This is a genomic window from Bradyrhizobium sp. 215_C5_N1_1, assembly GCF_052075935.1.
Lineage (GTDB): Bacteria > Pseudomonadota > Alphaproteobacteria > Rhizobiales > Xanthobacteraceae > Bradyrhizobium > Bradyrhizobium barranii.
Genome location: NZ_CP197228.1, coordinates 4,405,454 through 4,431,903 on the forward strand (window position 1 = coordinate 4,405,454; position 26,450 = coordinate 4,431,903).

At 64.7% G+C, this 26,450-nt stretch carries 24 protein-coding genes and 1 pseudogene; 16 read left to right on the forward strand and 9 right to left on the reverse strand.

Annotated elements, in window-relative coordinates; all coding sequences use genetic code 11:
• The first annotated feature begins 105 nt into the window (after window positions 1-105).
• Entirely contained in the window at window positions 106-1,236 is a 1,131-nt protein-coding gene (locus AB7G19_RS21240) for an acyl-CoA desaturase (RefSeq protein ID WP_354123826.1), read from the forward strand.
• Between the two features lie 55 nt (window positions 1,237-1,291).
• On the opposite strand, the gene AB7G19_RS21245 is transcribed toward AB7G19_RS21240, so the two are convergent.
• The 3 genes from AB7G19_RS21245 to AB7G19_RS21255 all read right to left on the reverse strand — a co-directional run bounded on the left by AB7G19_RS21245 (window position 1,292) and on the right by AB7G19_RS21255 (window position 5,954).
• Complete coding sequence (locus AB7G19_RS21245) at window positions 1,292-2,515, reverse strand: GGDEF domain-containing protein (RefSeq protein WP_354233586.1); 1,224 nt, start codon at window positions 2,513-2,515, stop codon at window positions 1,292-1,294.
• Window positions 2,516-2,599: 84 nt separating this feature from the next.
• Window positions 2,600-4,102 carry a class I adenylate-forming enzyme family protein gene (locus tag AB7G19_RS21250; RefSeq protein ID WP_354123779.1) on the reverse strand — a complete coding sequence of 501 codons (1,503 nt, stop codon included), beginning with the start codon at window positions 4,100-4,102 and terminating at the stop codon, window positions 2,600-2,602.
• A 4-nt stretch (window positions 4,103-4,106) separates the two neighbouring features.
• The gene (locus AB7G19_RS21255; RefSeq protein WP_441268056.1) at window positions 4,107-5,954 is read right to left on the reverse strand and encodes an extracellular solute-binding protein; all 1,848 of its coding nucleotides are present in this window, start codon (window positions 5,952-5,954) and stop codon (window positions 4,107-4,109) included.
• Between the two features lie 272 nt (window positions 5,955-6,226).
• Between AB7G19_RS21255 and AB7G19_RS21260 the strand changes: the two genes are divergently transcribed.
• Window positions 6,227-7,051 carry an invasion associated locus B family protein gene (locus AB7G19_RS21260; RefSeq protein ID WP_063983219.1) on the forward strand — a complete coding sequence of 275 codons (825 nt, stop codon included), beginning with the start codon at window positions 6,227-6,229 and terminating at the stop codon, window positions 7,049-7,051.
• Between the two features lie 97 nt (window positions 7,052-7,148).
• Here AB7G19_RS21260 and hspQ read toward each other — a convergent pair whose 3' ends face one another.
• A complete protein-coding gene (gene hspQ / locus AB7G19_RS21265) occupies window positions 7,149-7,481 on the reverse strand; it encodes a heat shock protein HspQ (protein ID WP_014495177.1) in 333 nt (110 codons plus the stop codon).
• A gap of 106 nt (window positions 7,482-7,587) precedes the next feature.
• Here hspQ and AB7G19_RS21270 point away from each other — a divergent pair, with 106 nt between their 5' ends.
• Window positions 7,588-8,541 (forward strand): AEC family transporter, encoded by a 954-nt coding sequence (locus AB7G19_RS21270; RefSeq protein ID WP_354123781.1) that lies wholly within the window; start codon window positions 7,588-7,590, stop codon window positions 8,539-8,541.
• Between the two features lie 6 nt (window positions 8,542-8,547).
• Here the strand turns inward: AB7G19_RS21270 and AB7G19_RS21275 are convergent, their stop codons facing one another.
• Window positions 8,548-9,732 (reverse strand): UbiH/UbiF family hydroxylase, encoded by a 1,185-nt coding sequence (locus AB7G19_RS21275; protein WP_283016530.1) that lies wholly within the window; start codon window positions 9,730-9,732, stop codon window positions 8,548-8,550.
• 87 nt (window positions 9,733-9,819) lie between these two features.
• Between AB7G19_RS21275 and pcsA the strand changes: the two genes are divergently transcribed.
• From pcsA to AB7G19_RS21290, 3 genes are all read left to right on the forward strand, one after another.
• Entirely contained in the window at window positions 9,820-10,587 is a 768-nt protein-coding gene (gene pcsA / locus AB7G19_RS21280) for a phosphatidylcholine synthase (RefSeq protein WP_283016529.1), read from the forward strand.
• Window positions 10,584-11,318 (forward strand): TerC family protein, encoded by a 735-nt coding sequence (locus AB7G19_RS21285; RefSeq protein WP_071913788.1) that lies wholly within the window; start codon window positions 10,584-10,586, stop codon window positions 11,316-11,318. The genes pcsA and AB7G19_RS21285 overlap by 4 nt, the downstream gene beginning before the upstream one ends.
• 81 nt (window positions 11,319-11,399) lie before the next feature.
• Complete coding sequence (locus AB7G19_RS21290; RefSeq protein WP_014495182.1) at window positions 11,400-12,374, forward strand: quinone oxidoreductase family protein; 975 nt, start codon at window positions 11,400-11,402, stop codon at window positions 12,372-12,374.
• A 148-nt stretch (window positions 12,375-12,522) separates the two neighbouring features.
• Here the strand turns inward: AB7G19_RS21290 and AB7G19_RS21295 are convergent, their stop codons facing one another.
• Both AB7G19_RS21295 and AB7G19_RS21300 read right to left on the reverse strand, forming a co-directional pair.
• Window positions 12,523-13,713, reverse strand: a complete 1,191-nt coding sequence (locus AB7G19_RS21295) for an acetylornithine transaminase (RefSeq protein WP_283016528.1) — start codon at window positions 13,711-13,713, stop codon at window positions 12,523-12,525.
• Between the two features lie 285 nt (window positions 13,714-13,998).
• Window positions 13,999-15,156, reverse strand: coding sequence for a tetratricopeptide repeat protein (locus AB7G19_RS21300; protein ID WP_225048849.1), 1,158 nt, complete (start codon window positions 15,154-15,156; stop codon window positions 13,999-14,001).
• 115 nt (window positions 15,157-15,271) lie between these two features.
• Here AB7G19_RS21300 and AB7G19_RS21305 point away from each other — a divergent pair, with 115 nt between their 5' ends.
• The 5 genes and pseudogenes from AB7G19_RS21305 to AB7G19_RS21325 all read left to right on the forward strand — a co-directional run.
• Complete coding sequence (locus AB7G19_RS21305; protein ID WP_225048847.1) at window positions 15,272-16,222, forward strand: hypothetical protein; 951 nt, start codon at window positions 15,272-15,274, stop codon at window positions 16,220-16,222.
• Window positions 16,223-16,264: 42 nt separating this feature from the next.
• The gene (locus tag AB7G19_RS21310; RefSeq protein ID WP_441268057.1) at window positions 16,265-17,032 is read left to right on the forward strand and encodes an SH3 domain-containing protein; all 768 of its coding nucleotides are present in this window, start codon (window positions 16,265-16,267) and stop codon (window positions 17,030-17,032) included.
• 142 nt (window positions 17,033-17,174) lie between these two features.
• Window positions 17,175-17,606: a MerR family transcriptional regulator gene (locus tag AB7G19_RS21315; RefSeq protein ID WP_283016527.1), complete on the forward strand. Its 432-nt coding sequence runs from the start codon at window positions 17,175-17,177 to the stop codon at window positions 17,604-17,606.
• A complete protein-coding gene (locus AB7G19_RS21320) occupies window positions 17,539-17,958 on the forward strand; it encodes a carboxymuconolactone decarboxylase family protein (protein WP_014495189.1) in 420 nt (139 codons plus the stop codon). The genes AB7G19_RS21315 and AB7G19_RS21320 overlap by 68 nt, the downstream gene beginning before the upstream one ends.
• A pseudogene (locus tag AB7G19_RS21325) lies at window positions 17,955-18,080 on the forward strand (hypothetical protein); the annotation flags it as partial. The gene AB7G19_RS21320 and the pseudogene AB7G19_RS21325, both read left to right, overlap by 4 nt.
• Before the next feature lie 206 nt (window positions 18,081-18,286).
• Here the strand turns inward: AB7G19_RS21325 and rimO are convergent.
• Window positions 18,287-19,612: a 30S ribosomal protein S12 methylthiotransferase RimO gene (gene rimO, locus AB7G19_RS21330; RefSeq protein ID WP_441268058.1), complete on the reverse strand. Its 1,326-nt coding sequence runs from the start codon at window positions 19,610-19,612 to the stop codon at window positions 18,287-18,289.
• Window positions 19,613-19,723: 111 nt separating this feature from the next.
• Between rimO and AB7G19_RS21335 the strand changes: the two genes are divergently transcribed.
• From AB7G19_RS21335 to AB7G19_RS21355, 5 genes are all read left to right on the forward strand, one after another.
• Window positions 19,724-20,314 carry an ANTAR domain-containing response regulator gene (locus AB7G19_RS21335; protein WP_027536156.1) on the forward strand — a complete coding sequence of 197 codons (591 nt, stop codon included), beginning with the start codon at window positions 19,724-19,726 and terminating at the stop codon, window positions 20,312-20,314.
• Window positions 20,311-21,474 (forward strand): CmpA/NrtA family ABC transporter substrate-binding protein, encoded by a 1,164-nt coding sequence (locus tag AB7G19_RS21340; RefSeq protein ID WP_166096613.1) that lies wholly within the window; start codon window positions 20,311-20,313, stop codon window positions 21,472-21,474. Before AB7G19_RS21335 ends, AB7G19_RS21340 begins: the two co-directional genes overlap by 4 nt.
• A gap of 333 nt (window positions 21,475-21,807) precedes the next feature.
• Window positions 21,808-23,589, forward strand: coding sequence for a NirA family protein (locus AB7G19_RS21345; protein ID WP_283016525.1), 1,782 nt, complete (start codon window positions 21,808-21,810; stop codon window positions 23,587-23,589).
• Window positions 23,586-25,193: a sulfite reductase subunit alpha gene (locus AB7G19_RS21350; RefSeq protein ID WP_247309962.1), complete on the forward strand. Its 1,608-nt coding sequence runs from the start codon at window positions 23,586-23,588 to the stop codon at window positions 25,191-25,193. The genes AB7G19_RS21345 and AB7G19_RS21350 overlap by 4 nt, the downstream gene beginning before the upstream one ends.
• Before the next feature lie 332 nt (window positions 25,194-25,525).
• Window positions 25,526-25,678 (forward strand): hypothetical protein, encoded by a 153-nt coding sequence (locus AB7G19_RS21355; protein ID WP_283016524.1) that lies wholly within the window; start codon window positions 25,526-25,528, stop codon window positions 25,676-25,678.
• Here AB7G19_RS21355 and AB7G19_RS21360 read toward each other — a convergent pair whose 3' ends face one another.
• The gene (locus AB7G19_RS21360; protein WP_039148406.1) at window positions 25,679-26,449 is read right to left on the reverse strand and encodes a LamB/YcsF family protein; all 771 of its coding nucleotides are present in this window, start codon (window positions 26,447-26,449) and stop codon (window positions 25,679-25,681) included. It lies immediately after the preceding gene.
• Between the last annotated feature and the right edge of the window lies 1 nt (window position 26,450).

Below are 26,450 nucleotides of genomic sequence, written 5' to 3' on the forward strand. Positions count from 1 at the left end.
TGTACCGCAAAGCGGGGCTGCCCGCCCATTGGAACTTCTGAGGTCGCGAGCGTGTCTATCAATATCGATTCAGGCCAGGAACACGGTGACGAACACGACGACGTCATGTATCCGCAGGTCCTGCCGTTCATATTGGTCCACGCGGGATGCTTCGCGGCGATCTGGTCGGGCGTCTCGTGGCAAGCCGTTACCATTTGCGCGGTTCTGTACTGGTTGCGCATGTTTGCGATCACCGCCGGCTATCACCGGTATTTCTCGCATCGGGCTTACGCGACCAGCCGGGTGTTTCAGTTCATCCTGGCCTTCCTGGCCCAGAGCAGCGCTCAGAAAAGCGTCCTCTGGTGGGCTGCCAAACATCGCCATCATCATCTTCACTCGGATACGGCGCAGGATGTGCATTCGCCCCGGCACAAGGGCTTCCTCTACAGTCATCTCGGCTGGATCTTCTACCGGCAGCACGATGCAACCGACCTGGTGAAAGTATCGGATCTGGCGTCGTATCCCGAATTGATGTGGCTGCACAAACTGGAACTTCTGCCGGCGTTCGTGCTCGCGGGCCTCTGCTTCCTCATTGCGGGGTGGTCAGGGCTCGTGGTCGGCTTCCTCTGGAGCACGGTGCTCGTGTATCACGGCACGTTCTGCATCAACTCCCTTGCACATGTTCACGGCCGCAGGCGGTATGTGACCGGCGACGATTCCCGCAACAACTGGCTGCTCGCGCTCGTCACGATGGGTGAGGGGTGGCACAACAATCACCACGCCTATCAGGCCAGTGCTCGACAGGGCTTCCACTGGTACGAGATTGATCTCACCTATTATATCCTGGTGGCCTTGTCCTGGCTCGGGATTGTCCGGGATCTGAAGATGCCGCCCAAGCAGGTCCTGCGCAATGAGCATCGGTTGGGATCACGCGCGATCAAGCAAGCGGCCGAGCAGCTCGCCGCTCGCTTCAATCCTGAACACATCGCACAGGCGATCAAGACGTCGATTCATGAGACCGAATTGTCGGTCCGGGACGCGATCATTCTGTTGCAGCAGCGTGCCGATTTGCGTCTGTCCAGCATGCCGACTCGCGACCAGTTGCTGGCCGAAGCGCAGCGCATGTTCGCAAAGACGATGTCGCTGGACGACATCGTCGACCGGGCCCACGAGCTCCTGAACGAGACTGTCGGCTTTCTCCTGGCCACTCCCGCTCTGGCGACCGCCCCGAAATCGGGCGCGAATGGCGGCGCTTAGCGCGACGATCCCCGTACAAGGGGCGCGCTCGTGATAGGGGATTGCTGACGCGCGACTACGACGCCGCGCGCGACGCGTCGGCTGAGAGACGCCCGAGCAGCGACCGCGCCGTATCCGACGGCGACAGCGAGTCCACGCTGACGACGGGATCGCTGCGCATCTCGTGCTTGCCATTGGAGGTGTGCCGCATCACCGCCGACAGGCGGCGGGCGATCATGTGGGCGGTGCGGAAGTCGGTCTCCGCGAACACGACGACGACGGAGCCGTCTTTCTGCGCCACGCCAAAATCCATCTGCCGCATCAGGCGGCTCAGGATCCGCGCGGCGTCGAGCTGGGCACGGGAATTGCCGGGCTCGAAGGCGAAGCGCGCCACGGAGAGGCCGCCGCCGCGGGCAAGAGCCTGCTCGACCGCCTTGGCGAAATCGCGGGCAAAAGCTTCCACCGTGAGCAGGCCGCTGCGCGGGTCGAGCCAGCCGCCGGCATCGATCGAGCGCAGCGTGCGGCTCAGTTGCGCTTCCATCGCGTGCTGGCGGATTAGCGGCAGCGCGTTGGCGGCGACCATCGCCGGCTCGCCCGGGATCAGCTCGAGATTGGGCAGGTCGTAAGTCTGCGCGAGCTGGTGCGCGGTGACGGCCACTGGCAGGCTGCGGAATCGGGTGTCTTCCGCGAGCACCGTGAGGAAGGCGTCGGTGACGCGCGCGGTAAAACCTTCGGCGAGCACGACGCCATCGATATCGCGGGTGTTGAGATGCTTGGCCGCGGCCTCGATCGAGAGCGCGCCGACGACCCCGACGCGTTCGCCGAACGCGACGGAGAGCGCAGGATAAGCTGCGCCGCGGCCGATCAGGAGCACCGTTGCATCGCGTGCCGGATCCCCCTCCGGCAAACCGACTTTCGCGTCCGGCAGCCGGCGCAGAACCGTCGCATGGAGAGTCCGTACGCGCAGCGCCGCGCGGAGCCGCGCGACGAGGCGGTCGGAATTGCCGCCGCGCGAGGAGAAGGGCAGGGCGTTCTGCGGCAGCGTGCCCGCAGCATCGAGCGCCACGAACGGCAGGTAGGGCGATTGGTCCGCGATCTTCCTGGCGAGCGTCGCCAGATGGGGCTCGTGCCCGACATGCATCGCGGCGAGAACCGCGGACGGCTGCACCTGCTCGACCGCGCGCGCCGCGCTGGCCCAGTCGGTGTCGACGACGGGAAACAGACGGGCCTCGTCCAGTGCCGCAATGAAAGGCGGCCGCTGGGCGTTGGACACAAACAGGATCGGGCCCGCCTGGGACATCGCAAACTCTGATCACGCAACAGATGCTGCGCAATCTAGTCCGGTTGCCTTAATGCAGCGTCAATGGATGGGTCGAAACTGGGCTTAAACCGGCCCGGAGCGGTCGCGAAAAGCCTCGACCATCAGGGGGTTAAGCCCGAGTTCATTGAGCGCTTCGCGGGCGCGGGCATTGTCTTGCGCCCGTCCTGCGAGCCGGTGACCCGAGAGCCGGTCGGGCAGTGCGGTGAGCAGGGCGCCCTGGCCGAGCCGGCGCGCCCATTCCTGGAGGTCGTTGGACAGGAAGCGGTAGCCGCCGACGGCCATGATGCCGGAGGGCGGTGCGGTGATGCAGATCGCGCCGCTCGGACGGTCGAGCCGCGCGGCATAGCCGGTGTCGACATAATCGCGCGGCGGCTGCGCCGTCAGCGTGTCGCCGACCGGCTGCGGCGGCGCGTAGGCCGCGATCGGCACCATCGCTCCGCGCAGGCCGAGCGTGCCCCTGGGCGTCAGCAGGATCTCGCCGGCGATGGAGGAACCGGACTGCTCGCGCGGGGCGCCGTGCGGTCCGGGCATCACCGCAACAGGCATGCCGTCCTCGCCGCGGCGGGCGCCGAACAGCCCGGCCTCGCCGAACAGATAGACGTCGGTCAGCGGTGCATGCGGCGCGATCCAGGCATCGCTCGCCGCCACCTGCTCGGGCGCGCGCCAGAGGCCGATGACGTTGCGCAAGCTCGGCATCCGCGCCGCGAGATCGGCATCGCCGAGCCGCAGCGCGAGCTGCGCGGGGGCGATCAGCACCTCGCATTCGTGCGCGTTGATTTGCTGTTCCAGCACGTCATTCTCGAAGGGATGATGCAGCGCCAGCGTGCCGCCGCAGAGCAGCCACACCGCGAGCGAGGAGGCGAGGCCCGCGAACGACATCGGCGTGAACGCTGCCATCACGGTCGCGCCCTGCTTGATGTCGGCTTCCAGCGACATCGCGAGCCCGCCGGCGATCAGGCTGAAATGCGGCCGCGGCACCGGGCGAAAGCCTTCCGCGGTGACGTCGAAGGAGATCATCGCCGCCTTGCGGCCGTCCTGGATCACGGCGCGCGTGGTGCCCGGCGGGCGGGCCAGCACGTCGTCGAGCGAGGCCATGCCCTCGGGCAGGTCGGCGCCGAAACCGCAGACGTAGCGGATCGAGAAGGCCTCCGCGGCGGCGTGCATTGCGAGGTCGGAATAGCTGACGCCGTCGACCTTGCTCATGGTGACGATGGCGCGCGCGGCGGTGCGGTTCAGCGCGGCGGTCAGTTCCGCATGGCGCCAGAGCAGCGGCAGCACGGCGACGACGAGCCCGGCGCGATGCGCGGCGAGCACTGTCAGCACGAACTCGACCGTAGCAGGCAGCTGGATCGCGATGACGGAATTGGCCGGCAGGCCCGATTCGACGAAATGCGCCGACAGGGCCTCGATGGTGGTGTCGGCCTCGGCATAGGTCATCCGCCGCGGCTGGTGGCCGGTCACGCGGGCCTTGTTGAGGGGATCGAGCAGAGCGGGCGCGTGCGGTTGCCGCATCAGCGTGCGCTGAAACAGCGTGTCGAGCGTCGGCGATACGGCTGGCTGATTCACGGCGTCACTTCGCTTGCGGCTGCCCCTTCGACCACCAGGTCTCCGGCAGGTATCCGGACAGCGCGGTGGCCTTTGGCCGTTCTATCCGATTCCAGCGCGCGATCCATTGCTCGGATACGTTAAACAGGGGGATTGTATAGAAACCGGAGATCAAGGCGCGGTCGAGCGCCCGCACCGCCGAGACGAAGGCCGTGTGATCACGGGCCTCGAGGAGGGCGTCGATCATGGCGTCGACGGCGGGATCTTTGGCGCCCATGTAGTTGCGGGTGCCCGGATTGTCGGCGGCCGCACTCCCCCAATAGAAATACTGCTCGTTGCCGGGCGACAGCGACTGGTCCCAGCGGTTCTGGATCATGTCGAACTCGTAGCCGAGCCGGCGCTGGTCGAACTGCACGGGATCGACCGCGCGAACGCTCGGCTCGATGCCGGCGCGCTTGAGGTCGCGCTGGAACGCGAGCGCGATGCGCTCCTGGTCGCGGGTCGTCACCAGCATCTCGAAGGTGAAGGGGGCCTTTGTCGCGCGGTTACGCAGCACGGTGCCGTCGAGATCGTAGCCGGCGTCCGACAGGAGCTTGAGTGCCGCGCGCAGCGTCGTCCGGTCGCGCCCCGAGCCGTCGGTGACGGGCAGGCGGTAGCTGCCGTCCATGACGTCGGGCGGGATCTGCGCGGCGAAGGGCTTCAGCAGCTCGCGTTCGCGCGCGTCCGCAGGCCGGCCATAGGCCGACAGGTCGGAGCCGGCGAAATAGCCGGCAACGCGCGAATAGAGTCCGAAGAAGTAGTTGCGGTTGACCAGCTCGAAATCGAACAGCAGCGTCAGTGCCCGGCGCACGCGGATGTCGGCGAAGATCGGACGGCGCGTGTTGAACACCAGGAATTCGGAAGGCTGCGGCACGCCGGGCTTGATGGTGTCGCGGATCACTTCGCCGCTTTTGGCGGCTGGAAAGTCGTAACCGTCGTGCCAGCGCAGCGGCTCGTGCTCGACGCGGAAATCATAGAGGCCGCGCTTGAAGGCTTCGAACTGGCCGTTGGCCTCGCGAAAATAGTCGAGCCTGATCTCGTCGAAATTGTAGAGCCCGCGATTGATGGGCAGGTCGCGGCCCCAATAGTCGGGATTGCGGGTCAAGGTCACGCTGGCGCCGGGCTTTACCGCCATGATCCGATACGGGCCCGAGCCGATCGGGCCGGTCAGCGTCGTCTCCTCAAAGGTCGCGACATCCACTGCATGCTTCGCCAGGATCGGCATCAGGCCGAGGATCAGCGGCAATTCCCGGTCGTTGGCGCCAGCCAGGTCGAAGCGGACGGTGAGAGGGTCGGGCGCCTCGGCCTTGGCGACCTTGGCGTAATATTGCCGATGGTTGGGGCGGCCGTGATCGCGCAGCAGCTGCCAGGAGAACAGCACATCCTCCGCCAGGACCGGCTTGCCGTCGGAGAAGCGGGCGCGGGGATCGAGGCGGAACGTGACAAAGCTCCGCGCGTCATCGGTCTCGACCGATCTGGCGAGCAGGCCGTAGAGCGTGAACGGCTCGTCATTGCCGCGTGCGAGCAGGCTCTCGACCACGTAGTTCCGCACCGGCTGCACGGCCAATCCCCTGACGATGAAGGGATTGAGGCTGTCGAAGGTGCCGAGAATGCCCCAGGTGAGCCGGCCGCCCTTGGGGGCATCAGGGTTGGCGTAGGGCATGTGGGTGAAATCGGCCGGCATCGCCGGCTTGCCGTGCATCGCGATGGCATGGGCTTCCCCAGCCCGTGCGCCGCTTGCGGAGAGCGCGGAGGCGACGACGAAGGCGAGAAGACAGAGGCGGGTGTCAAGGCCCTCACGAAGGCCCTCGAGAAGGCGCTGGAACATGGACATCGGCACACGTTGATTCGAGGACCTGCGGGCCTGAATCCTATCACAAGGAATTTCACGGATCGCAGGCCAGGGAGCGGTTCAAGGCGTGGTCAAAGACGCTTGTCGGCATTGATCTTTTCGTCGGCCACGTTAAGAAGGCACGCAATCGCGCAAGAGCGTCGAGCCCGTCACTTATCCGCCTCAATTGACGGGGAGAGAGCCGCGCCCAACGCGGCCAGGTTCGTCGCTTCGGAGCGGTTCGGGCACTTCCCGTTCAGAAAGGGTTTTCCGCAATGAATTTCCGTTACTTGGCCGCGTCCGTCCGGCCGCGCGGGCGACTTCTCGCCTTGTTGACGGCGACGGCATTGGCCGTTCCGTTTGCCGCTGAGGCCCAGACCCCGGCGCCGGCCCCCGGTGCCCCCGCCGCGCCCAAGGCGGCCCCGAAAGCCGCTCCGAAGGCTGCCCCCAAGGCTCCGGCGCCGGCTGCCCAGGCTCCCGCCCAGCCGGCTCCCGCGCAGGGCGCTCCGGCGCAGCAGGGCGCCGCGGCCCAGCCGGCCGATCAGCAGATCCAGCTGATCTACGCCCCCTGGACCAAGTTCTGCCTCAAGGGCCAGGACGCCAACGCCAAGCAGGTCTGCTTCACCGGCAAGGACGGCCGCATCGAGTCGGGCCAGCCGGTCATCGCGGCCGTGATCATCGAGCCCGAAGGTGAGCCCAAGAAGATCCTGCGCGTGACGCTGCCGCTCGGCATGCAGCTCGTGCACGGCACCCGCATCATCGTGGACAACAATGCGCCGTTGCAGAGCCCCTACGTGATCTGCTTCCAGAATGGCTGCATGTCCGACTACGAGGCCACGCCCGAGCTCATCGGCAACATGAAGAAGGGCCAGAACCTCGTTGTCCAGGCGATCAATGCCAACGGTGCGCCCTTGACGCTGCCGCTGCCGCTCGCTGGCGAATTCCAGAAGGCCTATGACGGTCCGCCGACTGATCCGAAGGTGTTCGAGGAAACCCAGAAGAAGCTTCAGGAAGAGCTTCAGAAGAAGGCCGACGAGCAGCGCAAGAAGCTCGAGCAGAACGGTGGCGCGCCCGGCGCGGCTCCGACCGGTCAGAAGTAAGCGGGCTAAAATCCCGGACATGAAAAAGGCGCTCGGTTCGAGCGCCTTTTTTGCTGGCCGCTTGATGGCGGCAAAACTCACTTCAAGCGCGGTCGGCTCAGTTCAGCGACGGATTGCGCGGGCGATAGCCGCCGGTTTTGTCCTTGATGAAGATCTCGGCGACCTGGGAATGGCGGATCGGCTCGCCGGAATCGTCAGGCACCAGATTCTGCTCGGAGACATAGGCGACGTATTCCGACTCCGCGTTCTCCGCGAGCAGGTGGTAGAACGGCTGGTCCTTGTGAGGCCGCACCTCTTCGGGAATCGACAGCCACCACTCCTCGGTGTTGTTGAATTCCGGATCGATGTCGAAAATCACCCCCCGGAACGAGAAGATCCGGTGGCGAACGACCTGTCCGATCTGGAATTTGGCGGTCCTCGCTTTAATCATTCCCCGTCGATAGACCAGGATTGTGGCCGATGCTAGTGCCCTGACCTGGAATTGACCTTCGACTAAGGGGTGGATAGCCCCCAAATCTTCAGAAAACACTTCATCAATGATCGATATCCTCAATCTGGCGCTACCTTATTTCGGCTTGATCTTTGTTGGATTCGCTTGCGGCAAGGCCAAGTCCCTGCCGGAATCAGGCCTCGCCTGGATGAACTTCTTCCTGCTCTACGTGTCGCTGCCGGCGCTGCTGTTTGCGATCATGTCGAAGACGCCGTTTGCGGAATTGAACAACCCGCCGTTCCTGGTCGCGACCACGCTGTCCACGGTTGCGGCGTTCACCCTGGCGCTGGTCGTCGGCAAGGTTTTGGGACGGCTGACGCTGCGCGAGGCGACGCTTGCGGGCCTCTCCGGCGGCTATGGCAATATCGGCTACATGGGGCCGGGGCTGGCGCTCGCCGTGCTTGGGCCGAAGGCCTCGGCGCCGACCGCGCTGATCTTCTGCTGCGACAGCATCTTCCTGTTCACGATCGTGCCGCTGCTGATCGAGCTCTCCGACCGCGACCATCCCTCGCTGGTCCATGCCTTCGGCGTCGTGCTGAAACAGATCGTGCTCAACCCGCTGATCATGTCGGCCTGCTTTGGCGCGGCCGTGGCGGCGCTTCATATCGAGCTACCGGTCGCACTCGATCGCACCATCACGTTCCTTCAGAACGCAGCCGCACCGACCGCGCTGTTCGTGCTCGGCGTGACCGTGGCGCTCCGCCCGTTCAACCGGGTGCCGTGGGAGGTGCCGGGCGTGATCGCAGTGAAGCTCTTGATTCACCCGCTCGCCGCGTTCGGCCTGATGCTGGCGTTCGGACCGTTCGCGCAGCCCTGGGCCGCGACCGCCGTGCTGATGGCCTCGCTGCCGCCGGCGCTCAACGTGTTCGTGATCGCGCGGCAGAACGACGCGTGGATCGAATCCGCCTCTGTCGCGGTGCTGCTCGGGACCTTCGCGTCGGTGGTCACGCTGACCGGCGTGATGTGGGCGATCCAGACCGGCCGGCTGGCGTTTCCGTAAGCGAGCCTACCGCCGCCACGTCGGGGTCAGGCCCTCGCGCATGGCGAAGCGCCGCAGCGGGCCGATGGCGCCGAGCAGGTGCATGCCGACCGCGCGGACCGGCTGGAGCGGCAGGAAATCGTTGAGCAGGGAGCGGTTGGCGATGTCGATCGCAAACGTGCGGCTCAGAATGTCCGGACGCCGCGCCCGGTCGTAGCGCTTGAGCACGTCGGGTGCGCCGGGATCCTGGCCCGCGGCGATGGCTTCGCCCGCGAGCCTGGCGATGTCAGCGGCATCGCGCAGACCAAGGTTGAGGCCCTGGGCGCCGATCGGCGGGACCACATGGGCGGCTTCGCCGACCAGCGCGATGCGGTCGCGCCCGAAGGATTTTGGACGTTCGATCGTCAGCGGGAATAGGTTGCGGCCCGGCTCGACAGTCATGCGTCCCAAAATGGAATGCGACTGCTTCTCGATCGCGGCGGACAGCTCCGCGTCGCTCAATCCGCGAAGCCGCTCGGCCTCGGCGGGGGCCGAGACCCAGACGATGCTGGAGCGGTCGCCGGGCAGGGGCACGAACACGCAAGGGCCATGCGGCGTGTGGAACTCGGTCGAGACGTTGCGATGCGGGCGCGCGTGGCCGACGTTGAAGGTCAGCGCGGTCTGCGTCAGGTCGCGTCGCGTCACCGCGATGCCGGCGGCTTCCCGGCACAGCGAGTGCCGGCCGTCGGCGCCGACCACGAGCTGGGCCGTGAGGAATTGAGCGGACGCCGTGCGGATCGCGACGTCGTCGGCTTCGATGACGACGCTTTCGGCCTCGTCATCGCAACGGACGAGGTTAGGCAACTCGGCCGCGCGTTCTTCCATCGCCAGCATCAGCGAGCGGTTGTCGATATTGTAGCCGAAGGCGTCGAGCGCGATTTCGTGGCAGGAGAACCGGACCTCCGGCGCCCGGAACAGCCGGCCGGTGTCGTCGACGAGGCGCATGATTTCGAGCGCGGCCGCCTTGCCCTTGCAGCGCGGCCAGACGTCGAGGCTCTCCAGGAGATCGATGGAGGCGCCGAGCAGGGCGGTGGTGCGGTTGTCGGCGTAGGGCATGCGCCGCGCCACCAGCGCGGTCCGCGCGCCGGCCTGCGCCAGTGCGATGGCGGCCGCCAGTCCCGCCGGTCCGCCGCCGATCACGGCCGCGTCATGGAGTGTCGATGCATCTGTCATGGAACGACAATTGACATGCTGCGCGGCAAATTCAAGCCCGGCTATATTTCCTTGATTTTGTGGCGAATTGTGCGACCGCGCGCCGCAATGGCGGATGTGCAAACCGGTCCCATTCTGATAGCAGAAGCCATGGATACCCAAGAGGATTCCCTGAAGCCGAGACCGGCGATCCGCGCCGCGGCCTTCTCGGTGCACATCTTCACCGCATTCGGCGCGGCCATCGCGCTGCTGGCGATGCTGGAGGCCGTGCGCGAGCATTGGGCGGCGATGTTTCAGTGGCTGGGCGTTGCCCTGATCATCGATGCGATCGACGGGCCGATCGCCCGCCTGCTGAAGGTCAAGGATGTGCAGCCGAACTGGTCGGGAGACGTGCTCGATCTCGTGGTCGACTTCGTCACCTATGTGTTCGTGCCGGCCTATGCGATCGTGGCGAGCGGGCTGTTGCTGCCGGTGGCCGCGCCGCTGCTCGGCATCGCCATCATCGTCACCAGCGCGTTATATTTCGCCGATCTGCGCATGAAGGCGGACGACAATCATTTCCGCGGCTTTCCGGCGCTGTGGAATGCGGCGGCGTTCTATCTGTTCCTGCTGCACTGGCCGCCGCTAGTATCGACGCTGCTGGTCGCGGCGCTTGTCGTGCTGACCTTCGTGCCGTTCCACGTGCTGCATCCGGTGCGGGTGGTTCGGCTGCGCTGGCTGACGATGTCGCTGATCGCGATCTGGGCCGTGCTCGGCCTCTATGTGCTGGAGATGGATTTTCGCGTCGGCACCGGCGTGACAATCGTGCTCTGCGCCATCGCGCTCTGGATCAGCTTCAGCGACGCCTTGATCCGCCTGGCAAGATCCTTCGCATGATGCACCTCCTCACTAGTCCTGAAGCCTGGGCCGCGCTGCTCACCTTGACCGCGCTCGAGATCGTGCTCGGCATCGACAACGTCATCTTCCTGTCGGTGATCGTCTCGCGCATCCCCGAGAAGCAGGCCCACCGCGCCCGCCAGATCGGGCTCGCGCTGGCGCTGATCTTCCGCATCATCCTGCTCAGCCTGCTGGTCTGGCTGATCGGCCTGACCGCGCCGGTGTTTTCATTTTCAGGTTACGGCTTCTCCTGGCGCGATCTCATCCTGATCGGCGGCGGCCTGTTCCTGATCGCCAAGGCGACGCATGAGATCCACGCCGAGGTCGAAGCCGATGACGGCGGGGGTGACCGGGAGTCCGGCGGCAGCGCGTTCTTCTGGGTGATCGTCCAGATCATCGTCATCGACATCGTGTTCTCGCTGGACTCGATCATCACCGCGATCGGCATGGCGCAGGACATCGAGATCATGATCGCGGCGGTCGTGATCGCCTGCCTGATCATGTACATTTCGTCGGGGCCGGTGTCGCGATTCGTCGCCGAGCATCCGACCACCAAGATGCTGGCGCTGGCGTTCCTGGTGCTGATCGGCGTCGCCCTGGTCGCGGACGGATTCCAATTCCACATTCCGCGCGGCTACATCTACTTCGCAATTGCGTTCTCGGCGGCGGTGGAATTCTTCAACGTGCTGGCGAAGCGCAACCGCAGGAAAGTCCGCAAGTCGTCCGTTTAGCCGTTCCAATCTGGGTCGAGTTGACAAGGCGGGCGCGATGTCTTTCGCTCAGCGGCGAGAAGACCGAGAGGAGGTCAGGTGATGACCAAAGCCGTCCGAGTGCACAAGGTCGGAGGCCCCGAAGCCCTGGTCTATGAGAGCGTCGATGTCCCGGCGCCGGCTTCCGGCGAGGTGCGCATCCGCCAGCATGCGGTCGGGTTGAACTTCATCGACGTCTACTATCGCACCGGCCTCTACAAGGCGCCGGGGCTGCCCTTCATCGCCGGCAACGAGGCGTCGGGCGAGGTCATCGCCGTCGGGCCCGGCGTGACGCATTTCCATCCCGGCGATCGCGTGGCCTACTACCACAATCTCGGCGCCTATACCGGCGAGCGCAACATCCCCTGGGAGAAGCTGGTCAAGCTGCCCGACCACATCACGCACGAGCAGGGCGCCGTGCTGATGCTGAAGGGGCTGACGGTCTGGTATCTCCTGCACAAGACCTTCAAGGTCGAGCCGCATCATCGCGTGCTGATCCATGCCGCGGCCGGCGGCATCGGCTTGCTCGCCTGCCAATGGGCGAGGGCGCTCGGCGCCCACGTCATCGGCACCGTCGGCTCGCGCGAGAAGGCGGAGCTTGCAGAGGCAAATGGCTGCGACCACGTCATCCTCTACAACGAGGAGGATTTCGTCGCCCGCGTGAAGCAGATCAGCCGCAACGAGGGCTGCGACGTCGTCTATGACGGCGTCGGCAAGGCGACCTTCCCGGGCTCGCTGTCCTGCCTGAAGCCGCGCGGCATGTTCGTCTCGTTCGGCAATGCCTCGGGGCCCGTGCCGCCGTTCTCGATCGCCGAGCTCAACAATCACGGCTCGCTGTTTGCGACGCGGCCGAAGCTCAATGACTACGTCGGAACGCGCAAGGAGCTGCTGGAAGGCGCCGACACGCTGTTCGCCGCCGTCATCAACGGCAAGCTGCACGTGCCGATCAACCACGCCTACGCGCTCAAGGACGCCGCCAAGGCGCATATCGATCTCGAAAGCCGCAAGACCACCGGCGCGTCGATTCTGAAGCCGTAGTCTTCGTCATCCTCTGCTCCCGTGTCCCGCACGCGCCGCAGCGTGAAACGCTGCTGCGCAGGGCCGGGACCATCTCCCCGGCTGGGCCCCGGCTCTGCAGCGCACCGCCGAAGGGGCGCTGCGCTGCGTCCGGGGCACGAGACTGGCCTCACGCGACGCGTCTTGCCGCGCCGGCCCTGGTCAAAATCCCGTCGAGACAATCGATCATCTCGACGATCTCGGCCCGCGTGACGTTCAGCGCCGGCATGAAGCGCAGCGTGTCGAGCTGCGGCGCGTTCAGGAGCACGCCGGCCTCGAACGCCTGCGCGACGATGCCTGGCGCGATCGGCAGCTTGAGGTCGAGCGCGAGCAGGAGGCCGCGTCCCCGCACGCCGCCGAGGCCGTGCCGGGCCGAGACCTTCTGCAACTCGCTTTCGAGCAGCAGGCCGGTCTCGGTGACCGTCTTCAGGAAGTCGGGCTTGCTGATCTCTTCCAGCACCGCGAGCCCCGCCGCGCACATGATCGGGTTGCCGTTGAAGGTCCCGCCCTGATCGCCGTGCTCGAAGCAGGAGGCACGTTCGGTTGCGAGCAGGGCTGCGAGCGGCACGCCACCGCCGATGCCTTTGCCGAGCGTCATGATGTCGGGCGCGATGCCTGTGTGCTCGTAGTGGAAGAGTTTTCCGGTCCGGCCCATGCCGGTCTGGATCTCGTCAAAAATGAGCAGCAGGCCGTGCGCGTCGGTGAGCGCGCGCAGTTCCTTCAGGAACTGATCGGTCGCGGGCCACACGCCGGACTCGCCTTGGATCGGCTCCAGCATCACCGCGACGGTGTTGTCGTTGATCAGCTCTTCGACCGAGGCGATGTCGTTCAGCTTCGCCTTCTTGAAGCCGGCGACCTTCGGCTCGAACAGCGGCTCGAACGCCTTCTTGCCCGAGGCTGACATCGTCGCCAGCGTCCGGCCGTGGAAGCCGCCTGCGAAGCTGATGATCTCGAACGCGCCGTTCCTGTGCAGGCTGCCGTATTTACGCGCGAGCTTGATCGCGCCCTCGTTGGCTTCCGCGCCCGAGTTGGCAAAGAACACCTGGTCGAACGCGCTGTTTGCGACCAGCCGCTCGGCAAGCTTCAGGCTCGGCTCGTTGTAGAACGCCGGGCTCGGCGTCAGCAGCCGCTTGGCCTGCGCGGAAAGCGCATCGGCGATCGCGGGCGGGGAGTGACCGAGGCAGTTCACGGCCCAGCCCTGCACGAAATCGAGATAGCGCTTGCGGCTGTCGTCCCAGAGGTAGGAGCCCGCGCCGCGGACGAACACCGCCTTGGGCCGTGCGGTGATGTCCATCAGCGCGTCAAACGGATGCGTGGTCATGTCGAACTCCTCTGGAGGCGGGTGGAAATGGAGCGCAAAAAGCAGAAAGGCCGCACCTTGCGGGTGCGGCCTTTCTCGAAAACTCAGCTGAATTCAGTGGTTCAGCGGCGTCGTCGGACATGGCGCACCCTCTCGTCGTCGCGGAAGCGACGGCGGAGCATTTCGGTGCGCTGATGGGTCCGAGCGTTGATCATGGGGCGGGTCCCTACAGCCGAAGGGCAGGGCTTGTCAAGCGGGCGTTTTGAAGAACACCCGTCCGGCGTGCATCGGCGAGATGGGAGCACGTCACTGAACGCAGTAGCGCGCAAAACTGTCCGCGATGCCGGCGTTGATTGCCTTGGCGGCCGCGATGTCTTGCTCAGCGCCTTCGCTGTCGCCCTTCTTTCGCTTCGCCAGTCCGCGGCCGTAGAGGGAGCCGTCGAGCTCAGGCTTTGCGCTGAGCGCCGCGTCGTAATCCGCAATCGCCGCGTCGAGATTGCCGAGCTTCAGATACGTGAGGGCGCGGCTGTCCAGCGTATAGGGGTCGTTGGGAGCCATCCGCAGCGACTGCTCGCAATCGGCCAGCGCCTCCTGCAGGCGGCCAAGGATCGCACGCGTCATGCAACGCGAATTGAACACGCCCGGATAGCTCGCATTGGCCTTGATCGAGCGATCGTAATCCTCCAGCGCCTGCGCATAGTCGTGGGTGTCGAAATACATGTTCGCGCGCGCAAAGAAATCGCGATCGTTGTTCGGACTGAGCTGAAGCGATTTTGCGAAGTCGGCCAGCGCACGCGCACGGTCGCCGCGGTCGCGGAAGACTCGTGCGCGGTTGCCGTAGGCCGGGCCGTAATTCGGGTCGAGCTTGATCGAGAGATCGAAATCCGCCAGTGCGCGAGCGTCGTCGCCATGGTTGCGATAGGCAGTGCCGCGATTGAAATAGGCCAGCGCAAATTTAGGGTCGAGCTTGATGGCCTGATCGTAGTCGGCCATCGCATGCTCGTAGTCGTTCTTGTGGATGTGGGAATTGCCGCGGTTGTTGTAGTAGAGCGCGTCGCGGGAATTCAGCCGAATCGCGCGCGTGTAGTCGGCAATGGCGTGGTCGGTGTCGCCGAGATCGTCATGGGCGATGCCGCGATTGTACCAGAGGTCGGCGTCTTTCGGATCGAGATCGATGGCACGGTTGAAGTCCGCCAGGGCACGCTCCGTGTCGCCTTTTCGCCGAAACATCTCGCCGCGATTGGCCAGCGCCCGCACATTCGAGGGATCGGCCTTGAGCACGGCCGAGCAGCCGGCGATGCGCTGGTCCTCGCGGTCCCCGTCGTCGTCGCTATAGCACCATTGGCGTGCCTGCGCGGCTGACGGCGATCGCGCGGTGGCGGGGGCGGACAGGGCGAACACGGCCATTGCGATGCCGATCGCAGACAGCTTGAAGAGAATCCTTGACGTTTCAGTGTGTTTCATTGTTTTCCACATCGAAACCATTGCGCCTCTAGCGCGTTTGTGATCGAAGGACGCGACTTGGTTCGAACCGAATGCATCACGGGTCAGACCAAGAAGGCGGGACCAACCAGATAGTTTGAAGACCTTGTCCGATACGCCTTACCCGATCGACCTCGACAGCATTCGCGGCGCGTTTCCGCCGGGCATCGAGGCGCCATCCCTGCTGGTCGACTTTGCCGATTGGCTGAACGGGCGCCCCTGGGGCAGCGTCGGCCGTTTCTCCCTGCAAGGCCAGTTCTCCGATCAGGCGCCGATCTTCGACGGCAGTCCCTTGCGCGACAGGTTTTCACTGTTCATGCGGCTGCCGGATGGCTCGGCCGTCGGCGGCTGGTATGGCGCGGGTCTTGATCGCGACAATCCGCCGATCGTGGGGCTGGGCTCCGAGGGCGATTACGAGCTGCTCGCGCCGAGCCTCGACGGCTTGCTGGCGAAGCTGACGTCGCAGCAATTTGACAAGGCCTGGAGCGATCTCAAGCCGCATGACGAGGTCGAGTGCCAGACCGACGAGCTCGCGAAATGGCTTGCCGGGCAGCCGATCGGCGACAAGGCGGCATGTGACGACGGCGCCGCGGAGCTTCCCGATTTCCGCGGCTTCGTGGAAAAATGGAGCCGGGATCGCGAAGACTATTGGGCCAATCATCGCTTGATGGCCGAGCTCGGCTGGCGGCTCGCCGCGCATCTGCCCAAGGGCAAGAAGCCCTGGGACAAGACCCGCTTCGAGGTCGCGATCGTCGGCAAGCAGTACGAGGCCCGCGTCCTGACCCTCGGCCCGCAGCCGTTCGAGGAGGCCGCCTCGATCGAATCGCTGCTGCGCGATCTGCGCGAGGAGATGCGCAAGGCACAGCCCGAACTCGGGCTGTGGCACGCGATGAAATTCGGCCTCTATGTCGACGGCCGCGTCATGCCGAACTTCGAATACGATGTGCGTCCGATCATCGGCGGCGAGCCGGCGCAGCTCTCCGAAGCAAAGGCCGATCTCGCGCGCGCCCCGCGCCCGGAGCGGTGGGTGCCGAAATGGCTGGCGTGACGGAACACCGTCAGAATCCCGTCACGGAGCCGTGCAATCAGGTTGCTGATTGAATTAGCTTCTCGTCGGGGTAGTTCGCTGATGCGCGGCCTTTGTCACCGGTTGATTGTCGCGATCCTGCTGATGTCAGCGGCCTCGGCCGCGGACGCGCAAACCGAGCTCGTGGAAAGCGCCGTTGCCGACCTTCCGATCGTGCTGGCCACCGATCCCGCGCTCACGCGGCCCCACGTGATCACACCGGACGAAAAGAAAAACAGCGATGAGGCCGATGCTGGCGGCGTTATTCTCACCTACGTTTTTGAAACGAAGCTTCGCCTTCGGTCGGAGAGGTACTTCCTGGTTGTCTGCAGCTCCGGCGGTAGTGCCGACTACAATTGCGTATTTAACCTGATTGGAGGCGCGGGCGATCTCTATCAAGACCAGATCGAAGGCCTCCGATTCGAGATACCCGGCGACGGTTGCGTCTACGCCTCCGGTCACGTCAATACGATGTTCGACCATCGACGCAAGTACTGCCTTGACGACGACCGGTTGAAGGAGGTTAACCAGCCGTTTCATTACGTCGGCCTCAAGTCAAAGACGCTGCATGACTTGACGTTCTATTTCGATAAGGCTGCGACGAATGCGGTCGGCACCATTCCGAAGGGTGAGTTCGTTGAGGTGCTCGTCGCAAGCGACCGACGTGAGGAGGACTCGTCCGAGCGCTACCATTTCCTCGTTCGGAACAAGAATGGACTGACTGGTTGGGTCAGTCTGGCCGGAGGTCAGCAAGCGGAAGACATCGAGGAAATCTTTTTTGCCGGCGACTAGTCGCGTCGAACCGGTATTCTTCTGCTGTCGTGCCATCTTGACCTCGCGGGAACGGCACCTTCGATCCCCCTTGCGATCCCCCTTGACTTAGAGTGCGCTCGAAGGGGTATCTGTACGTGCGTCAGTACGAGAACGGGCAAACATGAAGATCGGCGACCTCGCAAAACGAACCGGCTTGTCGACGCACACGTTGCGTTATTATGAGCGCGTCGGGCTGCTGCCATACGCAGACCGGGATCGTTCCGGCCAGCGTTACTTTGACGCATCGATCCTCACATGGATCGCATTCCTCGGTCGGCTCAAGACCACGGGAATGCCGATCCGGGACATGTTGCGTTATGCGGCGCTTCGTGATGAAGGCGATGCCACCGGGCCAGCCCGGCGGCAGATGCTGGAAATTCACCGGGAACAGGTTCGCACGCAGATTGCCGAACTCCAGGAATGCCTGCTCGTCCTTGATACCAAGATCTCCGGTTATGCCGGCGATGAACAGAGGACGAAGGAAAATGACGCACGCCCAAACACAAGCCGAAAGCCGCTTCGATCGCGGCCAGCGGGCCCTGTCACGCATTGACGGCCGAGCCGGCGAAAAGGTCGTCGCCTCACTCGCCGACATCGCTCCGGATTTCGCACGATACGTGATCGAGTTTCCTTTCGGCGACATTTACAGCCGCCCGGACCTCGGCCTGCGCGATCGAGAGATCGCGACGATCGCCGCGCTGACGGCGCTCGGAAATGCCGCGCCTCAGCTCAAAGTGCATATCGAGGCGGGTCTGAACGTCGGGCTGTCTCGCGACGAAATCGTGGAGATCATCATGCAGATGGCCGTCTATGCGGGCTTCCCGGCGGCGGTGAACGGGCTGTTCGCAGCCAAGGAGGTGTTTTCCGCGCATGACGGACGGCAGGCATCGGGAGAAGCGACATGACGAACTTCGAATACGTTGTGCGCCCGACCATCGACGGCGAGCCCGCCAAGCTGACCGAAGCCCAGGCCGATCTCGCCCGCGCCCGACGCCCGGAGCGCTGGGTGCCGAAATGGCTGGTTTGACGGAGCTGTAGCCCAGCGACGGTCTGCTCCCTGCAAGCTTGAGGCACAGAGGCTTCCACAGCGTCATGGCCGGGCTTGTCCCGGCCATCCACGCATTGCCCAGTGGCACGAAGAACGTGGATGCCCGGGACAAGCCCGGGCATGACGACCTTCTTCATATCCGGTTGCAGCGACCCGCAAGAGAGGTGACGCGATCGTTGGCGCCGTCAGAACCCCGCGACGCTGCCGTGCAGGTCGTATTGGTCGGCGCGCTCGATCTTTGCGGTGACGATCTCGCCGACGCGCAACGGGCGGCGGCTGGAGAGATAGACCGCTCCGTCAATCTCGGGCGCGTCGGCCTTGGAGCGGCCTTTTGAAACCGTCGGGCCGACCTCGTCGATGATGATCTGCTGGCGCGTGCCGACCTTGCGCTTCAGCCGGCGCGCGGAGATCTTCTGCTGGCGGGCCATCAGCGCGTTGTAGCGCTCCTGCTTGATCTCTTCGGGCACGGGGTTCTCGATCGCATTCGACGTCGCACCGGCAACCGGCTCGTATTTGAAGCAGCCGAGGCGATCGATCTCGGCCTCATCCAGCCAGTCGAGCAGATAGGCGAAATCGGCATCGGTCTCACCGGGGAAGCCGACGATGAAGGTCGAACGCAAAGCGAGATCGGGACATTCCTCGCGCCAGCGCTTGATCCGCGCCAGCGTCTTGTCCTGTGCTGCGGGGCGCTTCATCGCCTTCAGCACCTCGGGGCTTGCATGTTGGAACGGGATGTCGAGATAGGGCAGCACCTTGCCCTCGTTCATCAGCGCGATGACTTCGTCGACATGAGCGTAGGGGTAGACATATTGCAGCCGGACCCACGCGCCGAGTTCGCCGAGCTCGCGCGCGAGGTCGAGGAATTTGGCGCGGACCTGGCGATCCCTCCACGGGCTCTCGGCGTATTTGAGATCGACGCCGTAGGCCGAGGTGTCCTGCGAGATCACCAGCAGCTCCTTGACGCCGGCACCGACGAGGCGCTCGGCCTCGCGCAGCACGTCATTGGCCGGACGCGAGACGAGATCGCCGCGCAGCTTCGGGATGATGCAGAAGGTGCAGCGGTTGTTGCAGCCCTCGGAGATCTTCAGATAGGCATAGTGGCGCGGCGTCAGCTTGATGCCCTGCGGCGGCACCAGATCGAGATGCGGATTGTGGGCGGGCGGCAGCGCGCGATGCACGGCGTCCAGCACGCTCTCATATTGCTGCGGGCCGGTGATGGAGAGCACGCCGGGATAGGCTTGCTCGATCTGCTCGGGTTCCGCGCCCATGCAACCGGTCACGATCACTTTGCCGTTCTCGGCCATGGCCTCGCCGATCGCCGAAAGCGATTCCTGCTTGGCACTGTCGAGGAAGCCGCACGTATTGACGATGACGATGTCAGCCCCGTCATGCTTGCGGGCGAGCTCGTAGCCCTCGGCGCGCAGGCGCGTGATGATGCGCTCGGAATCCACCAATGCTTTGGGACACCCGAGCGACACGAAGCTGACCTTGGGCGCAGCCGTCTGATCCATATCCAAATCTGCCTGATTGACAGGCCTGAGCTAGTCCCAATTGCCCATAATTACAACCCTTTGCATCGCCCTCCGGCATGCTATGGATGAATCGCTTGACGTGAGTGGGACATGAGCGCCGAACAGTCGCCTAAAATCGTGATTGTCGACGAAAGCCCGATCCGGGCTGCGATCCTCGAGGAGGGGTTGCGCGAGGCCGGATTCACGCAGATTGTCCATATCCGCGAGATGCAGAGCCTGCTTGCCCGTATTTATGCGGTGGACCCTGATATCATCCTGATCGATCTGGAGAACCCCAGTCGCGACGTGCTGGAGGCGATGTTCCAGGTCAGCCGCGCCGTGAAGCGGCCGATCGCCATGTTCGTGGACCAGAGTGATTCATCCTCGATCCAGGCCTCTGTGGAAGCGGGGGTCTCCGCCTACATCGTCGACGGGCTGAAGAAGGAGCGCATCAAGCCGATCCTCGACCTCTGCGTGTCCCGCTTCAACGCCTTCGCAAAACTCCAGGAGGAGCTGGAGCGCACCAAGTCGCAGCTCGAGGACCGCAAGATCATCGAGAAGGCGAAGGGAATTTTGATGAAGGTCAAGGGCCTCACCGAGGACGAGGCCTACGTGCTGCTGCGCTCCACGGCGATGCGCGAGAAGAAGAAAATCGGCGAGATCGCGCAGTCGATCATCACCGCGTCGGAGATGCTGAAATGACCGGTCCCCTCCGCATCGGGTTCATCCCGCTGGTCGACGCCGCCGCCCTGATCGTCGCCGTCGACAAGGGCTTTGCCGCCGCCGAAGGGCTCGAGGTCGAGCTGGTGCGCGAGGTCTCCTGGTCCAACGTGCGCGACAAGCTCAATATCGGCCTGTTCGACGCCGCGCATCTGCTGGCGCCGGTGGCGATCGCGTCCTCGCTTGGGCTCGGCCACGTCAAGGTGCCGATCGCGGCGCCCTTCAACCTCGGTATCAACGGCAACGCGATCACGGTCTCGCCGGCGCTCCATGCCGCGCTGATGGAGGAGATCGACGGTGACCGCTTCGATCCGCTTGTCACGGCGAAAGCGCTGGCGAAGGTCGTCGCGAAGCGTCGCAAGCTAGGTGCCGATCCGCTGACCTTCGGCATGACCTTCCCGTTCTCGACCCACAATTACCAGCTGCGGTTCTGGATGGCGGCGGCCGGCGTCGATCCGGATGAGGATGTGCGTCTCGTGGTGCTGCCGCCGCCCTACATGGTCGATAGCCTCGCCAATGGCCATGTCGATGCGTTCTGCGTCGGCGCGCCCTGGAACTCGGTCGCGGTCGATCTCGGCATCGGTCACATCCTGCATTTCGTCTCCGACATTCTCGTGCGCGCGGCTGAGAAGGTGCTGGCGGTTCGCCAGGTCTGGGCCGACAAGCATCCGGATGTGGTGGCAGCGCTGGTGCGCGCGGCCGTGAAGGGCGCCGAGTTCATCGAGAACCCCGCGAACCTGTCTGAGGCGGCGCGGATCCTGGCGCAGCCGGAACGGATCGGCGTCGATGCCGAAGTTATCCAGCGAACCCTCACGGGGCGCCTGAAGATTTCTCCCGACGGCACCCTCCGCGAGAGCGGTCGCTATCTCCTGGTCGGACGCGAAGGGGCAGGGCGCCCCGATCCGGTTCAGGCGGCCTGGCTCTATGCGCAGATGGTGCGCTGGGGGCAAACGGCGTTGACGCCTGACGGCGTCAAGACGGCGATGGCCGTGTTCAGGCCCGACCTCTACGACGCAGCCCTCGGTCAGCAATCGCCCGCTGAAGCCCCCGCGGCGTTCGGGGCATTTGCGGGCCCGGCCTTCGATCCCGGCAACATCCGGGGGCATCTGGAGGCCTTCGAGGTCGGACGCTGGAAGGCCTGATTCGGTCCTGCATCGTTTTTGGGCGGAAGAGATCATCGGCTAAACTTTGGGCTGCCTGCTCGAATTTCATGAGAGTTCCGGACCGCGATTTTCCGGGCTCGTCTGTATCCATCTGAAATCAAAGAAATTTTCATTTCATTGAAGCTGGCACGCAACTTGTATGTTGCAGTGCGGCCAGCTTGTCACAGACGCCTGCTGAGCCAAGTCCCGCAGCAACGAAGCTGACCGGACCGTTGGGTGCGCAGCCGGCTTCTTGAGCCAGCCGAGTTCCTCGCGGGTCGCGCAATTTTCCGTCGATGCCACCCGGTGGCTGCAGGAGCTTCGTTACCGACCATGAAAATCGATACGCTCTCAGTCGACTTCTCCGACGAGCAGAAACGCTATCTCGAAGGCTTCACGACCGGTTTGCAGATCAGCCGGGTCGGTCGCGGTCTCGGCGGCAGCGCCAGCAAGGCCAATACCGAGGCCACGGGCCCCGACGCCGTCCACATCAAGGCGCAGGACAAGGTCATCGCAGCTGGCAAGAAGCTCGCCGACCAGGAGAAGTTCAAGCGCGACGAGCATCCCTTCGATGCCTATCCGCGACTGCGGCAGCAGGCGCTCGACAACGCGCCGCCGAGCCCGGCGGACAATTTCCGCTGGCGCTATTACGGCATCTTCTACGTCGCGCCGACGCAGGACTCCTACATGTGCCGGCTGCGCATCCCGAACGGCATCATGAAGCACTGGCAGCTGTCCGGCCTTGCCGATCTCGCCGACGATCTCTGCGGCCCGTACAGTCACGTCACGACGCGGGCCAATCTCCAGCTCCGCGAGATCCCGCCGAAGAACGCGATCAAGCTGATCGAGGGCATCCAGGACCTCGGCCTGTCCTCGCGCGGCTCTGGCGCCGACAACATCCGCAACGTGACGGGGACGCCGACGGCCGGCATCGACCCGCAGGAACTGATCGACACGCGCCCCTATGCGCGTGAGTGGCACTACCACATCCTCAACGACCGCTCGCTCTACGGGCTGCCGCGCAAGTTCAACGTCGCCTTCGACGGCGCCGGCAGGATCGCGGTGCTGGAGGAAACCAACGACATCGCCTTCACCGCGTTCGAGGTGAAGGACGGTTTTGGCGTCGAGCCCGGTGTCTGGTTCCGCCTCGGCCTCGGCGGCATCACCGGCCACAAGGACTTTGCAAAATACTCCAGCATCATCGTCAAGCCGGAGCAGGCCACCGCCGTCGCCGACGCCATCGTGCGCGTGTTCATCGATCACGGTGACCGCACCAACCGCAACAAGGCGCGTTTGAAATACGTGCTCGATGCCATGGGCCACGACGGTTTCCTTAAACTCGTCGAGGAGCGGCTGAAGACGCCGTTCACGCGCGTGCCGGAAGAGGCGTTTGCGCCGCGGCCAGCCGCGGACCGCATGGCGCATATCGGCGTGCACAAGCAGAAGCAGGACGGCTTGAACTGGATCGGCGTCTCGCTGACGCTCGGCAAGATCAGCTGCGATCAGATGCGGGGTTTGGCCAAAGTGGCGCAGGACCTCGGCGACGGCGAGATCCGCCTGACCGTCTGGCAGAACCTGCTGATATCGGGCGTGCGCGACGAGAATGTCGAGCTCGCCATTGCAGCGATCAAGCAGATCGGGCTCGCGGTCGAGGCCTCGCACATCCGCGCCGGCCTGATCGCCTGCACCGGCAGTGCCGGCTGCCGTTTCGCGGCTTCCAATACCAAGCGCAATGCCGCCGAGATCGGCGACTGGTGCGAGCCGCGCGTCGCCATGGACAAGCCGGTCAACATCCACGTCACCGGCTGCCATCATTCCTGCGCGCAGCATTACATCAGCGACATCGGCCTGATCGGAGCGCGCGTGCCGATCAACGACGAAGACACGGTGGACGGCTATCACCTCTTCACCGGCGGCGGGTTCGGTCCCGATGCGGATGTCGGGCAGGAGGTTTATCACGACCTCAAGGCCGAGGACGCGCCGAAGACGGTCGAGGGACTGCTCAAGGCCTATATCGCCCACCGCTCGTCGCCCGACGAGACCTTCCTGTCCTTTGCGCGCCGCCATGACGGCGAAACGCTGCGTAAGCTTGCCGATGCACAGGTGTCCGCATGAACCAGATCACGCCTCCGCCGAAACTCGACATCATTCCCGCCAGCGCCCCGTTCTCCGACGCGCAGCGCTCCTGGCTCAACGGCTTCTTCGCCGGGCTGTTGTCGCCTGATGTGGCCACGCCGCTGTCGGCGGAGCAGGGCGCAGCCGTCATGCAAGCCGGCGACGGCGACGACGGTGAAGCGCCGTGGCACGACCAGACCATGCCGATTGCGGACCGGATGAAGCTCGCCGAAGGCCGTCCCGTGCGCCGCAAGATGATGGCCGCGATGGCGCAGCAGGATTGCGGGCAGTGCGGCTACAATTGTCACGACTATTCGGAGGCGATCGCCACCCGTAGCGAAGCACGGCTCAATCTCTGCGTCCCCGGCGGCAAGGAAACCGCGCGGATGCTGAAGTCGCTGTACGAGGAGCTGGACAAGGCGCCGGCGGCCAAGGCGGCCGACAAGGTGGATGCGGTGGCGGCGCCGGCCGTGACGGTGACGATCGCCGAGCCCGGCCGCTCGCGCGACAATCCGATCGCGGCGACATTCCTGTCGCGGCGCCTGCTCAACAAGGGGAAGTCGGAGAAAGAGACCTATCACGTCGAGTTCGATCTCGCCGAGAGCAAGCTCGACTATGTCGTCGGCGATAGTTTTGGCGTGTTCGCACGCAACGAGGTCGGCCTCGTCGATCAGATCATCGCGCTGCTGGGCGCCTCCCACACCACCAAGGTCAACGGCAAGACGTTGCGCGAGGTGCTGATCGACGACGTCTCGCTGTCGCCGGCGCCCGACACGCTGTTCGAGCTGATCTCCTTCATCACCGGCGGCGCGCAGCGCGAGAAGGCGCGGGCGCTGGCACAGGGCGAGGATCCCGATGGCGACGCCGCCACGCTCGACGTCATGGCGGCGCTCCAGAAGTTTTCGGGCACGCGGCCGCATCCCGAAGCCTTCGTCGAGGCGCTGGAGCCGCTCCAGCCGCGGCTCTACTCGATCTCGTCCTCGCACAATGCGACGCCGGGAAAACTGTCGCTGACGGTAGACTCCGTGCGTTACGTCATCGGCAAGCGCAAGCGGATCGGCGTGGCCTCGACCTTCCTCGGCGAACGCATCGCCGAGGGCGAGAAGCTCAAGGTCTATGTGCAGAAGGCGCATGGTTTCGGCCTGCCGCAGGATCCGAAGACACCTGTCATCATGATCGGCCCCGGCACCGGCATCGCGCCGTTCCGCGCCTTCCTGCTCGACCGCAAGGCAACCGGCGCGCCCGGCAAGAACTGGCTGTTCTTCGGCCACCAGCGCAGCGATTGCGATTTCTTCTACCAGGAAGAGCTCAACGCGATGAAGACCTCGGGGCTGCTGACGCGCATGTCGCTGGCCTGGTCGCGCGACGGCGAGAAGAAGTTCTACGTGCAGGATCGCATGCGTGAGGTCGGCCGCGAGGTGTGGACCTGGCTCGCCGAAGGCGCGCATCTCTACATCTGCGGCGATGCCAAGCGCATGGCCAAGGACGTCGAGCGCGCACTGGTCGACATCGTCGCGCAGTTCGGGGCGCGTTCGACGGATGAGGCCGTCAGTTTTGTCGCCGAGCTCAAGAAGACGGGCCGCTTCCAGGCTGACGTCTACTAAGGCGCGAGCCGATCAGCGCAAATCGTCCCGGCGGCGCAACCGCCGGGCGTCGCGCCGCTGGGCCGTTTCTACTGTGCATGGGGTTGTTTTCGAGAATTTTGTTTGGAAGGGGGTCTGAATGCCTCCGCCCGGCTGTCATCCCAGCGTCATCCGGGCCGGTTCCAGCTGGCTCGGATCTTAACGAATAAGATTCTCGGAACCCTTGGGTGCAGAGAATTTGCACCTGCGACGGGGCGCCTTCAGAGAACCTCCATCGCTATTTTCTCCGCCATCTTGCCTCCCGCCAGGGTTGATCCTTCATACTCCCACAAATGGGGCGTTGGAGATCGACCATGCGCGAACTATCGGCGGAAGCCAGGCTGCACTTCTACGCGCGCTCAATCTCGCGTCGGACCGGGGCGAGCATGCACCACGTTGGGCTCTACAGCGCCTTCGCGGTCATCGCGGCCATCGTGTTCGGCACGCTCTCGGTGCACCCGTTCTGATTACGCCCCGCGCTTGAACGGCGCGACCTCGATCCCCGCATCCTTCAACGCCTGACGCAGCGTGCGCGCGATCTCGACGGCGCCGTGCGTGTCACCGTGAATGCACACCGTGTCCGTGCGCATCTTGATCACCTTGCCCGTCACCGAAACCACTGCGCCATCCTGCACCATGCGCACCACGCGATCGGCGATTGCCTTGGCATCGTGTAGCACCGCGCCGGGCTTCTTGCGCGAGACGAGGTTGCCGTCGTCCTCATAGGCGCGGTCAGCAAATACCTCGTGCACCATCGGCAGATTGGCGTCTTCGCCGGCCTTCACCAGTTTTGAGTTGGCGAGCACGACGAAGATGAGATTGGGATCGACCGCCCTGATGCCGGCGGCGATCGCCTTGGCCGTCATGTCGTCCTCGCAGGCGACGTTGGAGAGCGCGCCATGCGCCTTCACATGCGTGACCTTGTGGCCGGCTGCGGTCGCGATCGCCTGCAACGCGCCGATCTGGTAGGCGACGAGGTTCTCGATCTCGGAGGCCTTCAGGCCCGCGATCGGATGGCGGCCGAAACCGTGCAGGTCGCGGTAGCCGGGATGGGCGCCGACCGAGACGCCGCGCGCCTTCGCCAGCTCGACCGTCCGGCGCATGATGTCGGGGTCGCCGGCATGGAAGCCGCAGGCGACGTTGACCGAGCTGGCAAGGTCGATCATCGCGGCGTCGTTGCCCATCTCCCACGCGCCAAAACCTTCGCCGAGGTCGCAATTGAGATCGATCGTCTTCATG